The organism is Caulobacter sp. UNC279MFTsu5.1 (assembly GCF_900114015.1).
GTDB lineage: Bacteria > Pseudomonadota > Alphaproteobacteria > Caulobacterales > Caulobacteraceae > Caulobacter.
Genome location: NZ_FORN01000006.1, coordinates 129,195 through 143,912 on the forward strand (window position 1 = coordinate 129,195; position 14,718 = coordinate 143,912).

12 protein-coding genes and 1 pseudogene are annotated in these 14,718 nt (G+C 68.1%); 12 read left to right on the plus strand and 1 reads right to left on the minus strand.

Annotation, left to right across the window (positions count from 1 at the left end):
- Window positions 1-78 precede the first annotated feature (78 nt).
- Window positions 79-2,973, minus strand: a complete 2,895-nt coding sequence (locus BM066_RS05235) for a TonB-dependent receptor (protein WP_255367484.1) — start codon at window positions 2,971-2,973, stop codon at window positions 79-81.
- Between the two features lie 371 nt (window positions 2,974-3,344).
- On the opposite strand from BM066_RS05235, the gene BM066_RS05240 reads away from it, so the two are divergent.
- The 12 genes and pseudogenes from BM066_RS05240 to BM066_RS05290 all read left to right on the plus strand — a co-directional run bounded on the left by BM066_RS05240 (window position 3,345) and on the right by BM066_RS05290 (window position 14,714).
- Window positions 3,345-5,081, plus strand: coding sequence for an IlvD/Edd family dehydratase (locus BM066_RS05240; protein ID WP_089924862.1), 1,737 nt, complete (start codon window positions 3,345-3,347; stop codon window positions 5,079-5,081).
- 9 nt (window positions 5,082-5,090) lie between these two features.
- Window positions 5,091-6,026, plus strand: a complete 936-nt coding sequence (locus tag BM066_RS05245; RefSeq protein WP_089925023.1) for a 2-dehydro-3-deoxygalactonokinase — start codon at window positions 5,091-5,093, stop codon at window positions 6,024-6,026.
- Window positions 6,019-6,645: a 2-dehydro-3-deoxy-6-phosphogalactonate aldolase gene (locus BM066_RS05250; RefSeq protein ID WP_089924865.1), complete on the plus strand. Its 627-nt coding sequence runs from the start codon at window positions 6,019-6,021 to the stop codon at window positions 6,643-6,645. Before BM066_RS05245 ends, BM066_RS05250 begins: the two co-directional genes overlap by 8 nt.
- 39 nt (window positions 6,646-6,684) lie before the next feature.
- Window positions 6,685-8,250, plus strand: a complete 1,566-nt coding sequence (locus BM066_RS05255) for a sodium/sugar symporter (RefSeq protein ID WP_089924868.1) — start codon at window positions 6,685-6,687, stop codon at window positions 8,248-8,250.
- Between the two features lie 187 nt (window positions 8,251-8,437).
- The gene (locus BM066_RS05260) at window positions 8,438-9,166 is read left to right on the plus strand and encodes a FadR/GntR family transcriptional regulator (RefSeq protein WP_089925026.1); all 729 of its coding nucleotides are present in this window, start codon (window positions 8,438-8,440) and stop codon (window positions 9,164-9,166) included.
- 95 nt (window positions 9,167-9,261) lie between these two features.
- Window positions 9,262-10,275 (plus strand): glycoside hydrolase family 5 protein, encoded by a 1,014-nt coding sequence (locus BM066_RS05265; RefSeq protein ID WP_177218383.1) that lies wholly within the window; start codon window positions 9,262-9,264, stop codon window positions 10,273-10,275.
- Window positions 10,276-10,493: 218 nt separating this feature from the next.
- Complete coding sequence (gene mgrA / locus BM066_RS05270; RefSeq protein ID WP_089924871.1) at window positions 10,494-11,552, plus strand: L-glyceraldehyde 3-phosphate reductase; 1,059 nt, start codon at window positions 10,494-10,496, stop codon at window positions 11,550-11,552.
- A gap of 83 nt (window positions 11,553-11,635) precedes the next feature.
- A pseudogene (locus BM066_RS26875) lies at window positions 11,636-11,794 on the plus strand (helix-turn-helix transcriptional regulator); the annotation flags it as partial.
- A 226-nt stretch (window positions 11,795-12,020) separates the two neighbouring features.
- On the plus strand, window positions 12,021-12,368 hold the full coding sequence (locus BM066_RS26880) for a hypothetical protein (protein WP_255367485.1): 348 nt from the start codon (window positions 12,021-12,023) through the stop codon (window positions 12,366-12,368).
- A gap of 189 nt (window positions 12,369-12,557) precedes the next feature.
- Entirely contained in the window at window positions 12,558-12,914 is a 357-nt protein-coding gene (locus BM066_RS05280; protein ID WP_089924878.1) for a hypothetical protein, read from the plus strand.
- A gap of 148 nt (window positions 12,915-13,062) precedes the next feature.
- Window positions 13,063-13,500, plus strand: a complete 438-nt coding sequence (locus BM066_RS05285; protein WP_089924881.1) for a hypothetical protein — start codon at window positions 13,063-13,065, stop codon at window positions 13,498-13,500.
- Window positions 13,501-13,643: 143 nt separating this feature from the next.
- Window positions 13,644-14,714: an efflux RND transporter periplasmic adaptor subunit gene (locus BM066_RS05290; protein ID WP_255367486.1), complete on the plus strand. Its 1,071-nt coding sequence runs from the start codon at window positions 13,644-13,646 to the stop codon at window positions 14,712-14,714.
- Window positions 14,715-14,718: the final 4 nt, after the last annotated feature.

Here is a 14,718-nt window from a genome sequence, read left to right on the forward strand (position 1 = left end):
GAACAAAAAAAGCCCCCGCCCCGTCCCGGCTGGGCCGGGACGGAACGGGGACCGGTTCAGAGGGTCGCCGAAACGGCCCTAGAACGTGCCGCGGAGCACGATCGAGTAGCGGCGGTCGGCCGTGACCCAGTTGTGCTTGGTAAAGCCCTCTTCGGGCCTGCCGGGATAGGTGACCAGAATCCTGGTCTTGGCGTTTGACAGGTTGGCCGCCTGGAAGCCGATCTTCAGCGCGTCGTTGACGGTATAGAACACCGAGCCGTCCAGCTGGCCGTAGTCGTCGTACCAGGCCGGGATGTTGATGTTCGCGGCCGTGGTGGTCAGCAGGTAGCGCTCGCGCCAGTTATAGGCCAGGCGCGCCGAGACCTTGCCCAGGTCGTAGAGCGCCGCGACGTTGTAGCTGGTCCTCGACATGCCCTCGAGCGGCAGGTCCTTGACCTGCGCGTTGGTGATCTGAGTGTTGTCGTAGGGGTTGGCCGAAGCGTTGCGGGTGCCCTTGCTGTCGATATAGGTGAAGTTGGCCTGCACGCCGAAACCACGCAGCGCGCCGGGCAGGAAGTCGTAATACTGCTGATAGGCGACTTCGAAGCCCTTAACCTTCCCGTGACCGGCGTTGTACGGCTGGGTCACCAGGACGGTGCGGGTCACGCCGTTGTTGGTGAAGTCGATGTTGGTCGCGACGTTGTCGATGAAGTTGTAGACATCCTTGTAGAACGCCGTCGCCGTCACGCTGCCGGTCGCGTTGAAATACCACTCATACGACAGGTCGTACTGGGTCGAGCGGATCGGCTTCAGCTCCGGATTGCCGGCGTTGGCCGTATATCGATAGACGCAGTTGGCCTGGGAACCGCCAGGGATGCTGTTCGTGCAGACGCCGCCGACGATGAAGCCATTGGAGGCGCCGATCGAGTAGTTCGGCGCCAACTGCTGGAAGTCCGGACGGACGATGGATTTGGCCGTCGCGAAACGGATGAACATCTCCGGGCTGAGCTTCAGGCGCACGTTCAGGCTGGGCAGGAGGCTCACATAGTCGCGGCCGCCCTTGTTGGGGCTGGAGGCCCCGTTCCCGAACGCCTGGTCGGCGGCGGGGATATCGGAGCTGGTGCTGCCGTTGTTGACCGGGAAGGTCTGGGTGCCCTGGGCCTGGGTCTCGGTCTTGACGACGCGCAGGCCGATGTTGCCGTCGATCTCGCGCTGGTCGCCCCACAGCGAAACGTCGTGGCCGAACCGCAGCAGGCCGTAGGCCGCCAGGGTCTCTTCCTTCTGGTGATTGATGCTGCCCTTGCCGCCGAACTGGGTCTGCTCGTCGAAGACGCCGTTGAACGCGCGCCAGCCGCCACCGTTCGCCCGCGCGATTCGGTCGATCACCTGCGAGGTGTCGCCGTAGTTGTTCACGAAGGCCGCAGTCGGCATCACGAACGCCGCGGGGAGCTTGGCCTTGCCGCGGAAGTAGTTGTCGAAGGCGAAGACCCCGTAATAGCCCTGGTAGGCGTCCAGCGTGGTGATCGGGCCGCTCGCCGACCAACTCGGCGCCACCGTGTCCCATCGATAGCTGGTTTCGCGGGTGGTCGCCTGGCGGAAGGTGTGGCGGACGCCGAAGCGGAACGACTTCAGCCAGCTGCCTTCGTCGAAGCTGTAGTCGCCGTCGAACCGCTCGGCCCACTCGGCCGCGTCGTTGCGGTCGTGGTGGTCCATCGCCGCCAGCAGATAGTAGTTGGCCGGATTGGCCAGGAAGGCCGCGTCGTTGTTGACCGTGATCTGGGGCAGGTCCCCGGTCAGGTCCAGGGTAGCGGGCAGGGTCGCGCCGTTCAGCGAGTTGAACGCGGTGTTATCGACCACCTTGGTCTTGGCGTAGATGTACTGGATGTCGGCGCTGAACGCCCACTTGTCGTTGGGGTTGTACTTCAGGTTCAGCGAGTAGTCCGAGGTCACCGAGCTGCGGTTGGCGAAGCGGGTGTCGATCAGCGACGAGCCGAGTTCCGTGCCGTTGGGCGCGTTGGCCATCGTGCCTTTGATGAAGTGGCCGGTATCGCTATACGTGAAGCTGCTCCCGGCCGCCGGGCCGTTGCCCGATCCGGGGTTGAAGCCGTTGGCGCGTTCAGTCGAGGCCTGCGACGCCGACGAGCGCAGGAAGTGCAAGGTGCCTTCCCACTGCTCGTTCGGGCGCCATTGCAGGACGGCGTCGATGCCCTTGCGCTCGCGCTCGAACTCCAGGCTGCGGTAGCCGTAGCCGCCGGGGACGTACACCGTCTTGCCGGGAACCAGGTCGGTGCGGACGTTGTACGGGTCGACCGACATGGTGTCGGTGCGGCTGGAGAGCTTGGAGTCGGACAGGTCGACCAGGAAGCCCACCTCGCCGATATTGGTGTCCCAGCGGTTGCTGTAGAGGACCGAGCCGCTGGGCTCCCATTTCCGGGACAGGTCGCCCCAGCTGGAGTCTAGCGAATAGGCGAGGATACGCTTCTTGGAATCGAACGGCATGCGGGTGCGCAGGTTGACGGTGCCGCCCACGCCGCCTTCGATGATGTCGGCCGCCGGGTTCTTGTAGACGTCGACGCCGGCCATCAGCTCGGGCGGCACGTCTTCGAAGCTCAGGGTGCGGCCGGCCTTGGCCGAGAAGCTGTCGCGGCCGTTCAGTTCGCCGCGCACCCAGCTGAGGCCGCGAACCTGCACGCCGCTGCCTTCGACCGAGATGCGGTCGGCGTCGCGGGGATCCGCGGTACGGCCGATGGTGACGCCCGAGACGCGCTGTAGGGCCTCGGTGACGCTGCGGTCCGGCAAGGCGCCGATGTCGGTCGAGGTGATCGAATCGACCATCTGCTCGGCGTTCTGCTTCAGCTTCTGCGCCGACTGGATGGCGGCCCGCTGGCCGGTGACGACGATTTCTTCGACCGTGTCCACGGACTGCGCCGGCGCCGTCTGCGCGGCGGCGACGGCGGGCAGCGCGCCGCAAATGACGAGCGCCGACGCGCTCATGAGCATGGCGCCGCGACGAGAATTACGAGGCAACATTCGGTTTCCTTCCCCAAGATTGAGATCCGTCCCGACACTCTTCAGGGGCGTCGGTGACGTGCGCCGCACGTGGCGATCACACGATCTGCTGCAGACCATCAATCATATAATTCCGACATTCAAGCCGAAATTGATAGCGCTATCATTTCGGTCGGCGGAGGCGACTTTTTGGCCACAAGCTTTGCAGTAAACCCGCGTAACGTCAGGAGAATCACAGCCTCAAGTCGCTTCGCACAATGCGTCACAGCGCCTCAGGCGTTTGCGACTATCATTATAATACTATAAATGCCGGAGGCAGATTATGAGGCGGCTTGGCCGCGACGTTAGGGCTGGTTATGAGTCAGGGAAACGGGGGCGGCAGGTTCCGCAGCGGTCACAGCTACGGAAAGCTGGATCGCGACGGGTTCATCCATCGCAGCTGGATGAAGAGCCAGGGCCTGCCGGACGACGTGTTCGACGGCCGGCCGGTGATCGGCATCTGCAACACCTGGTCGGAAATCACCCCCTGTAACGCGGGCCTGCGCGACATCGCCGAGCACGTGAAGCGCGGCGTGTGGGAAGCCGGCGGCCTGCCGCTGGAGTTCCCGGCCATCTCGCTGGGCGAGACCCAGATGCGACCGACGGCCATGCTGTTCCGCAACCTGCTGGCCATGGACGTCGAGGAATCGATCCGCGGCAACCCGATCGACGGCGTCGTGCTGCTGGGCGGCTGCGACAAGACCACGCCGGGCCAGATGATGGGCGCGGCCAGCGTCGACCTGCCGACCATCGTCGTCTCCTCCGGCCCGATGCTGAACGGCAAGTTCCGCGGCAAGGACATCGGTTCGGGCACCGACGTGTGGAAGTTCTCCGAGGCCGTGCGGGCCGGCGAGATGACCCTGCCGGAATTCATGTCGGCCGAGAGCGGCATGAGCCGCTCGCCCGGCACCTGCATGACCATGGGCACCGCCTCGACCATGGCCGCGATCGTCGAGGCGATGGGCATGAGCCTGCCCTACAACGCCTCGATCCCGGCCGTGGACGCCCGCCGCGCCGCCATGGCCCACCACACCGGCCGCACCATCGTGCGCATGGTGCACGATGGCCTGACCATGTCGCAGGTCGCCACCCGCGCCGCCTTCGAGAACGCCCTGCGCGTCCACGCCGCGATCGGCGGCTCGACCAACGCCGTGGTCCACCTGCTGGCCCTGGCCGGCCGACTGGGCGTCGAGCTGAGCCTCGAGGACTTCGACACCCTGTCGCGCGACGTGCCGCTGCTGGTCGACCTGCAGCCCTCCGGCCGTTTCCTGATGGAGGACCTGCACTACGCCGGCGGCCTGCCAGCGGTGATGAAGCAGATGGCCCCTTTCCTGAACCCCGAGGCCCAGACCGTCTCGGGCCAGCGGATCGGCCAGCAGTACGAGACGGCCGAGGTGTTCAACCCCGAGGTCATCCGCAGCGTCGAGGCTCCGGTGAAGCCCGACAGCGGCATCTGGGTGCTGCGTGGCAACCTGGCCCCCGGCGGGGCGGTGATCAAGCCCAGCGCCGCCAGTCCCGAACTGCTGAGCCATAGGGGCAAGGCCGTGGTGTTCGAGACCATCGAGGACTTCAAGGCCCGCATCGACGACCCGGCCCTGGACGTCGATGCGGGCTCGATCCTGGTGCTCAAGGGCTGCGGCCCCAAGGGCTATCCGGGAATGCCGGAAGTCGGCAACATGCCCCTGCCGCGCAAGCTTCTCGAAAAGGGCGTCAAGGACATGGTCCGCATCAGCGACGCCCGGATGAGCGGCACGGCCTTCGGCACGGTGATCCTGCACGTCGCGCCGGAGTCCGACGCCGGCGGCCCGCTGGCCGTCGTGCGCGACGGCGACGAGATCGCGCTGGACGGTCCGAGCCGGTCGCTGAACCTGCTGATCTCCGACGAGGAGCTGGCCAGCCGCCTGGCCGCCTGGCGCGCCGATCCGCCGGCGCCCAAGGCGATCCGCGGCTACGCCAAGCTCTACATCGACCACGTGCTGGGCGCCGACAAGGGCGCGGATCTGGACTTCCTGGTCGGCGCCAGCGGCTCGGTCGTCACCCGCGAGTCGCACTAGATGAATCCCATGGACAACTCCGTCACGATCTTCGGCGACTGGGGCACCTCGCGCCTGCGGCTCTATTTGCGCCAGGGCAAGAGCGTGCTGGACCGCCGCGACGGGCCGGGCGTCGGCTCGCTGGGCGGGGCCTCGCCGCGCGAGACCTTCCTGGACCTGGTCGGCGACTGGCGCGAGGCAAGGCCCTCGCTGGCCCTGCTGTGCGGCATGGTCGGATCGCGCAACGGCTGGGCCGAGGCGGCCTACGCCCCCTGCCCGGCCGGCGCCGCCGACATCCGCGCGCGACTGCTGCATCTCGACGCCGACGGCCTGCCGGTCGCCATCGTCCCGGGCCTGTCGTGCCGCAACGCCCTGGGCGGACCGGACGTGATGCGCGGCGAGGAAACCCAGATCCTGGGCGCGCTCGAACTGGATCCCGCCCTCAAGCAGGGCCGGCGCCTGCTGGCCTTGCCCGGCACCCACACCAAATGGGTGGTGGTCGAGGACGGGACGATCACCAGCTTCCTGACCGCGCCGGTCGGTGAACTCTACGCCCTGCTGCGCGAACACTCGATCCTGGCCAAGGCCGCGCCCGGCGACGGCCCTGAATCGCCCGAGGGCTTCGCCCGCGGCGTCGCCCGGGTCGTCGAGCAGGGTCCCGCGCGCCTGCCGCACCTGATCTTCGAGACCCGCAGCCGGCAGCTGCTGGACGGCCTGCCCAAGGACGAGGCCATGGGCTTCCTGTCGGGCCTGCTGATCGGCGGCGACGTCGCGGCCACCTCGAGCTGGTTCGGGGACCTGGGCCAGGTGTCGCTGATCGGCGCACCCGCCCTGAGCGCCCTCTACGCCCAGGCCATCGCCGCCTGCGGCGGTTCCAGCGCCGCCGTCGACGGCGACGCGGCCGTCCTGGCCGGACTAACAGCCTTGTCGTCAGATCAGAACAGTGGAGTCCACGTCCTTGCCTAACCCGACCGCCGCGAAGACTCCGCCCATCGTCGCCATCCTGCGCGGCGTGAAGTCCGACGAGATCGTCGACATCGCCGCCGCCCTGGTCGACGCCGGGATCGAGGCCATCGAAGTGCCGCTGAACTCGCCCGACCCGCTGGTGACCATCGGCAAGCTGTGCGCCGCGTTCGGCGACCAGGTCCTCTGCGGCGCGGGCACGGTGCTGTCGCCGGAAGCCGTCGACCAGGTGGCCGGCGCCGGCGGCAAGCTGATCGTCACCCCCAACACCGACGCCTCGGTGATCTCGCACGCGGTGGCCCTGGGCCTGACCGTCATGCCGGGCTTCGCCACGCCCAGCGAGGCCTTCGTCGCCGTCAAGGCCGGGGCCAGGGCGCTGAAGCTCTATCCGGCCGGCACCTACGGCCCCGGCCACATCAAGGCGGTGCGCGACGTGCTGCCCAAGGACATCGCGGTCTACGCCGTCGGCGGGGTGGGCGCGGCCAATCTGAAGCCGTGGATCGAGGCCGGCGTCGCCGGCATCGGGGTCGGCGGCGAACTCTACCGCCCGGGCTACACCGCGCAGGAGGTCGGCCAGCGAGCCAAGGCCCTGGTCGCCGCCTGGGCCGAACAGACCGCATAGCAACGATAAAGAGAAACCGGGCCCAAAGGGGGGACTCCAATGAGAACCATCGATTTCGTCATCCTGGCGATCTACGCCGTCGCCATCTTCGCCCTGGCCCAGTGGGTCAGCCGCGACAAGGGCGGCCATCGGAAGGACTCCACCGACTACTTCCTGGCTGGCCGGGCCCTGCCCTGGTGGGCGATCGGCGCCTCGTTGATCGCCGCCAACATCTCGGCCGAGCAGATCATCGGCATGAGCGGCTCGGGCTACGCCCTGGGCCTGGCCATCGCCTCCTACGAGTGGATGGCGGCCCTGACCCTGCTGATCGTCGGCAAGTTCTTCCTGCCGATCTTCCTGAAGAACAACATCTCGACCATGCCGCAGTTCCTGGAGCAGCGGTACGGGCCCAGCGTGCGCAACGTGATGGCGGTGTTCTGGCTGGTGCTCTACGTCTTCGTGAACCTGACCTCGATCCTGTGGCTGGGCTCGATCGCCATCCACACGGTGACCGGCGTCGACCAGATGACCGCCCTGGTGATCATCGGCGTGTTCGCCCTGGCCTATCAGCTGTGGGGCGGACTGAAGGCCGTGGCCCTGACCGACATCGTCCAGGTGGCCCTGCTGATCACCGGCGGCCTGATCATCGTGTTCCTGTCGCTGAACAAGATCGGGCACGGCGACGTGCTGGCCGGCTTCCACCAGCTGACCGTCCAGTTCCCCGAGAAGTTCGACATGATCCTCAGCAAGGACAACCCGCACTACAAGGACCTGCCGGGCCTCAGCGTCCTGTTCGGCGGCCTGTGGGTGATGAACGTCAGCTACTGGGGCTTCAACCAGTACATCATCCAGCGCGCCCTCGGCGCCAAGGACATCGCCGAGGCCCAGAAGGGCATCGCCCTGGCCGCCTATCTGAAACTGCTGATGCCGGTGATCGTGGTGCTGCCGGGCATCGCCGCCCTGGTGCTGGTCCCCGGCCTGGCCAAGCCCGACCAGGCCTATCCGGAGATGATGAAGCTGTTGCCGCCCGGCGTCCTGGGCCTGGTGTTCGCCGCCCTGGTGGCCGCGATCGTCGCGTCGCTGGCCGCCAAGATCAATTCGATCGCCACCATCTTCACCCTGGACGTCTACGCCAAGATCAGGACCGGCTCGAGCGAGCGCCATCTGGTCGCCGTGGGCCGCGTCACCGCCATCGCCGCGGTGATCGTCGGCATCGCCATGGCCAAGCCGCTGCTGGGCAAGGCCGAGCAGGCCTTCCAGTTCATCCAGGACTTCACCGGCTTCTTCACCCCGGGCATCGTGGTGATCTTCATGCTGGGCCTGTTCTGGAAGCGCGCCACCACCGCCTCGGCCCTGGTGGCCGCGATCGGCGGCGCGGCCCTGTCGGGCGCCTTCTTCGTGGCCGACAAGATGGGCGTGTTCGTGATCCCGTTCATGAACCGCGTGGGCTTGGTGTTCCTGCTGACCCTGGCCGCCGCGATCCTGGTCTCGCTGGTCGCGCCCCAGAAGAAAGAGGTCAACGTCGTGTCGCTGGAGGGGGTCAGCTACAAGACCACCACCGGCTTCAACATCGCCGGCCTGGGCGTGATCGTGATCCTGGTCGCCCTCTACGCGACCTGGTGGTGAGGCTTGGGGCGGCGGTTCGGGTCGAAAACCGCCCGAACCTGACCCCGAAGGCCCCGTCACGGTTGCCGTGGCGGGACTTTCATCTTTGACATGATTGTTCCGAGCGTGGACGAAGCAGGCTACACAAGGTCTGACCTATTCTGACGACGACCGTTTCAAGAAGCGTTTTAGGGGCGACAACTTGGTGATCCGTACACAGCCAGGCCTCAGTCTGACCTATGGACTGGTCGAGTCCCTGGGACAGGCCATCGTCACGGGCGAATACGCCCAGGTCGGCTTTCCCACCGAGGGCGAGCTGTCCAAGAAGTTCGGCGCCAGCCGCACGGTGACGCGCGAGGCGGTCAAGATGCTGACCGCCAAGGGCCTGCTCAGCGCCCGCCCGCGCCACGGCACGGTGGTCGAGCCCGAGACCGAGTGGAACCTGCTGGACCCTGACGTCCTGCGCTGGATGCTGGAGCGCAAGTTCTCGCTGCGCCTGCTGGCCGAGTTCACCGAGATGCGGCTGGGCATCGAGCCCGCCGCCGCCGCCCTGGCCGCCCGCAACGCCGACGAGACGGGCCTGGACGGCATCCGCAAGGCGCTGAACCGCATGAAGGTCGCCGCCGAGGGCGAGGACGATCCGCTGACGGCCGACATCGCCTTCCACGTGGCGATCCTCAACGCCACCAAGAACCCGTTCTATCGCGACCTGCACGAGCTGGTGAACACCGCCCTGCGGATCTCGATCCGCTTCACCAACCGCATCAAGGGCCGCACCGCCTCGATCCCCTCGCACGAGGACGTGGCCAAAGCCATCTTCGCCCGCGACGCCGAGGCGGCCCAGAAGGCCATGCAGGTGATCCTGGTCGACGTGCTGGATCTGATCCGCGCCGCCTCGCCCGAGACCGAGTCCGAAGCGGCCCGTCGCGACGCCTGAGCGGCCTGCGCGATCGACCTTGCGCGCGGCCGGCTCCCGGCTAAGATTGACAACGTTGTCACACAAAGTCCGCAGAGGCTGATCGAGGAAACGCCATGCTCAAAGCCTTCCAGGCCCTTCCAGGCGTCCTGGCCGCCTGCGCCCTGATGTCGGCCCTGGCCGCCCCGCCGGCCGCCGCGCGCGAGATCTCGCCCCAGGATCAGGTCAAGGCCATGACCCGGGGGATCAACGTCCTGGGCTACGACCCGCTGTGGAAGGACCCGGCCAAGGGCCGCTTCCAGATGCGGCACTTCAAGACGATCAAGGATGGCGGCTTCAATACCGTGCGGCTGAACCTGCACGCCTTCGCGCACATGGACGCCGACAACCGGCTGGACCCCGCCTGGTTGAAGACCCTGGATCAGGTGGTCGACGCTGCCCTGGCCCAGAAGCTGACCGTCATCCTCGACGAGCACGACTTCGACGCCTGCGGCGAGGATCCCGCGACCTGCCAGCCCAGGCTGATCGCCTTCTGGAAGCAGATCGGCGAACACTACAGGGACGCGCCGGACCGGGTGGTGTTCGAACTGCTGAACGAGCCCTGCAAGGGCCTCACCGACGAGGTGTGGAACGCCTGGATCGCCGAACTTCTGCCCGTCGTAAGGGCGACCAATCCCACCCGCAACGTCGTCGTCGGCCCGGCCTTCTGGAACAATATCGGCCATCTGGACCAGCTGAAGCTGCCGGAGGGCGACCGCCACCTGATCGCCACCGTCCACTACTACCTGCCCATGGAGTTCACCCACCAGGGCGCGTCGTGGAACCCCGCCACGCCCAAGACCGGCGTGACCTGGGGTACGGACGCCGAGCGCCAGCGGATGAAGACCGACTTCGACGGCGTCCAGGCCTGGGCCAAGGCCCACGGCCGGCCCATGCTGCTGGGCGAGTTCGGCGCCTACGACAAGGGCGACATGGCCTCGCGTGTCGCCTACACCGCCGCCGCCGCCCGCGAGGCGGAGGCCCGCGGCTGGGCCTGGGCCTATTGGCAGTTCGACAGCGACTTCATCGCCTACGACATCGGCAAGGACGCCTGGGTGGCGCCGATCCACGGGGCGCTGGTTCCGCGATAGACCGAAAACGGCTGTCATCCCGGACGAGCGCGCAGCGCGAAGATCCGGGACCGACGCGTGAACGCATGCGTTTCCGGCGATCCCGGATCGGCGGCCTTTCGGGCCTTGTCCGGGATGACAATGCGGCGGGCCGAAAAGGAACCAGACCGCTGGTGACAGGGAAGGCGTTTCGCGCCATTCCATCCGGCGCCGTGACCTCCCCACACAGGAACTCCCCCGTGCAGAAGCCCTATGTCGCCGCCCCGAACCGCTATGACGCCATGCCCTACCGCCGCACCGGCCGCAGCGGGCTGGACCTGCCAGCGATCTCGCTGGGCCTGTGGCAGAACTTCGGAGGCGCGGACGTGTTCGAGACCGGCCGCGCCATCCTGCGTCGCGCCTTCGACCTGGGCGTCACCCATTTCGACCTGGCCAACAACTACGGCCCGCCCTACGGCTCGGCCGAGGAGAACTTCGGCAAGGTCATGGCCAGCGACTTCGCCGCCCACCGCGACGAGCTGGTGATCTCCACCAAGGCCGGCTGGGACATGTGGCCGGGGCCCTACGGCGGCGTCGGCGGCTCGCGCAAGTACCTGATCGCCAGCTGCGACCAGAGCCTCAAGCGCATGGGGCTGGACTATGTCGACATCTTCTACTCGCACCGCGTGGACCCCAAGACGCCGCTGGAGGAGACCATGGGCGCCCTGGCCCACCTGCACCGGCAGGGCAAGGCGCTGTACGTGGGGATCTCGTCCTATTCGCCGGAGCTGACCCGCCAGGCCGCCGCCATCCTGAAGTCGGAAGGCGTGCCGCTGCTGATCCACCAGCCGTCCTATTCGATGCTGAACCGCTGGATCGAGGACGAGCTGCTCGACACGCTGGAGGACCTGGGCGTCGGCTGCATCGCCTTCTCGCCCCTGGCCCAGGGCATGCTGACCAGCAAGTACCTCGGCGGCGTGCCCCAGGACTCCCGCGCGGCCCGCGAAGGCTCGCTGGGCGGCCACCTGCTCAGCGCCGACAACCTGGCCCGCATCCAGGCGCTGAACGAGATCGCCAAGGCCCGCGGCCAGACCCTCGCCCAGATGGCCCTGGCCTGGGTGCTGCGCGACCCGCGCGTCACCTCGGCCCTGATCGGCGCGCGCACCGTGGCCCAGCTGGAGGACTCCCTGGCGGCGCTGAACACCCTGGACTTCACGGCGCAGGAGCTGGGCGAGATCGACCGCCACGCGACCGAGGGCGCGATCGACCTGTGGAAGGTTTCGTCGACCCTGGCCGCCTCGGACCTGCCCAAGGGCTGACTGCATCTTGCGGTGGAACGCCTTCGGAATACAATCACCCCATGACCGTGGGGGCCGAAGGCTTGGACCAGACAGTAAGGGGCATGGACCGGCTGACCGCGCGTGAGCGCGACTGCCTGCGCCTGGTGGACGAGCATCTCAGCTCCAAGGAGATCGCGCGCCGCCTGGGCCTGTCCAAGCACACCGTCGACTGGCATCTGGACAAGGCGCGGCGACGGCTCGGGGCCGCCGACCGCTACGAGGCGGCGCGCCTGGTCTCGCCGCGCGGTCAGGCCTCCCCTTCTTCTTGTTCTCCCCCCTCTTCTTGTTCTCCCCCCTCTTCCTCCCCCTCCCCCCCTCCGATCGCGTCGGGGTCCGACGCGACGGGGCTAGCCCCCACGCCTTCCTCCGGGTCTCTTGACCCCGTCGAGGTTTCGCGATCCCCCGGCCCACAGGCCGAAGGCCGCGACATCGAGGAAGGAACAGCACGTGCCGCCACTCACGGACTCCCAGAAGGACGCGATCGACCAGGCCATCAGCCTGCGCCGCGACGCCCTGAACTTTCACGAGACCTGGCCGACCCTCAATTCGCAGGACGACCTGGCGCCGGCCTTCACCTGGACGGAACTGGAACGACAGCTCGCCAGCCTGGCGGCGACCACCCAGAGCGCCCTGATGGCGCCGGACCTGGTCAGCGCGACCCGCAAGCAGGCCAGTTTCAAGCCGCCGGAAATGGTGCTGCGCGAGATCCTCTGCGTGGCGGGCGCCTTGATGGACGAGAGCTTCCTGCCGCCCGGCCAGGGCCGTTCGGAAATTGGGGAGGCCCCAATGACCTGACGCTCGGCCAACGGCTGGCCTTCATCGCCGCCGTGATGCTCGCGACCACCTTCGCGTTCGGCTCCTTGCTCGCCGGCCTGCACGCCCTTCAGGGCCTGTTCTAGACCGCCGCGTCCCGATCGCGCTCCCAAGCCTCACCCCGATGACGCGCCGTCCGCCCCAGGCCCACGCGGCGCGAGGAGAACCGCCATGCTCAAGGAACGCCGCAACGCCGCCGAGGCCGTCGCCGAGGCCCTGTTCGCCGCCGAGAAGGCCATCGACGCGGCCATCGCCAGCACCGCCGCCCTGACCACCCTGATGCCGGCCTCGCGGGAAGCCGCCAACCTCTCGGTGATGGTCGGCCAGGACGCCCTGATCAGTGCGATCGAGACGATGCGCGCCCTGGGCGTGGCCCGGCAGAACATTCTCGAAACCCACCAGGGCCTCAGCAAGGCCCAGCACGACATCGGCCTCTCGGCCGTCTCGTTCGGCGGCGGCGGCAAGAAGCCCCCCGCCTTCCTGATCGGCGGCCTGCGGGCGGTGCCGACCACGCGCGACGTCGCCTGACCCCTCCCCGCTCAGGTCTCGCGCCGCGGGCCCGATCATGCACCCCCACATATGATCGGGCCCGTGACTTCAGGGATCGGTTCGGGCCACGGAACGGGTTATCCTGCGGCCTCGACTCGCCGCCGGATCCCGCCTCGGAACCCTGCCGATGTACGTCCAGACTCCCGACCAGCTGTTCAGCCTCGCCTTGCTGCTGGCCTGCTGCGGCCTCGCCGTCTGGCGCGGGCGCTGGGTCGAGCGGGTCGCCGCGGCGGCGATGGCCGTGGCCTGGTTCGTCAGCCCCCTGGTCCAGGACGACCACCAGACCCTCGGCGCCCAGAGCGGCGTGCTGATCGTCGACCTCCTGCTGCTGCTGGTCCTGCTGCACCTGGCCCTGACGACGGACCGCTGGTGGACCATGACGGCGACGGCGTTCCAGGGCGTCACCGCCCTGATCCACCTGGCCGCCGCGATCGACCGCCAGATCTTCCCCCGCGCCTACTACGTAGCCGGCAGCCTGATCAGCGACTTGGTGATGGGCGCCCTGCTGGTGGGCGCCTGGAACGCGGGCCGGCGCTCGAAACCACCTCCGGGCGAGTTCGCCTGACGCCGTTTGGCCTCCTTACGATCATTTAATCCGGTGAACAGCGTTTCTCGGTTAGAAGGCGTGGGCTGTTCAAAATTATCGGAGCTGAGGTGGTCGTGCATCAACGGATCAAAAAACGCGGCCTGGGTTCGACTGCGTTACCCGTGGTGCTCTGCATCGGCGCCCTGGGGCTGTCCGCGTGCGACCATGGCGACAAGGCCAAGGCCAAGACGCCCAAGCCCTCCCTGACCGCCAGCCAGACCGTCAGCGTGGCCGCGGTGACCATCCAGTCGCTGCCGCGGATCATCAACGCCTCGGGCACCGTCACGCCCTGGGAAGAGGTGCCCGTCGGCGCCGAGACCGGCGGCCTGACCGCGGTGTCGGTCAACGCCGAGGAAGGCCAGGTCGTGCGCCAGGGCCAGATCCTGGTCGCCCTGAACGACACCATGCTGCGCGCCCAGCTGCACCAGCAGGAAGCGGCCGTGGCCAGCGCCAAGGCCACCCTGGCCGAGGCCCAGGCCGCGCTGGGCCGCTCGCGCGAGCTGCAGGCCAAGGGCTATCTGTCCCAGGCCTCGCTCGACACCGCCACCGCCCGCCAGCAGACCGCCGCCGCCCAGCTGGCCGCCGCCGACGCCGCGCGCAACGAAACCCTCGCCCGCCTGGGCCAGGCCGTCGTCCGCGCCCCGGTCTCGGGCCTGATCAGCCGCCGCAGCGTCACCAAGGGCCAGATCGTCTCGGCCGGGACCGAGCTGTTCCGCATCGTGCGCGACGGCCGGCTGGAACTGGACGCCGAGATCCCGGAGGCCGACCTGCTGGCCGTCAAGGCCGGCATGCCGGCCACCGTCACCTCCGACCAGGTCGGCCAGACCACGGGCACGGTCCGCATCGTCACCTCCGAGGTCAACACCCAGACCCGGGTCGGCCTGGCCCGGATCAGCCTGGCGCCCGGCAGCGGCTTCCGCTCGGGCATGTTCGCCCGCGCCCAGATCGCGGCCGGCAACCGCCCGGCCCCGACCATCCCGACCGCCGCCATCCTCTATCGCCAGAACCAGGCCGGCGTGTTCGTGGTCGAGGCCAACAACCACGCCCGCTTCCGGCGCATCGACATCCTGGCGCGCAACGCCGACCAGACCTCGGCCGAAGGCCTGAACGCCGGCGAGCGCGTGGTGGTCGAGGGCGCGGGCTTCCTGGGCGACAACGACGCGGTGCGCATCGCCGCCGTCGCCAAGCGCTAGGGGA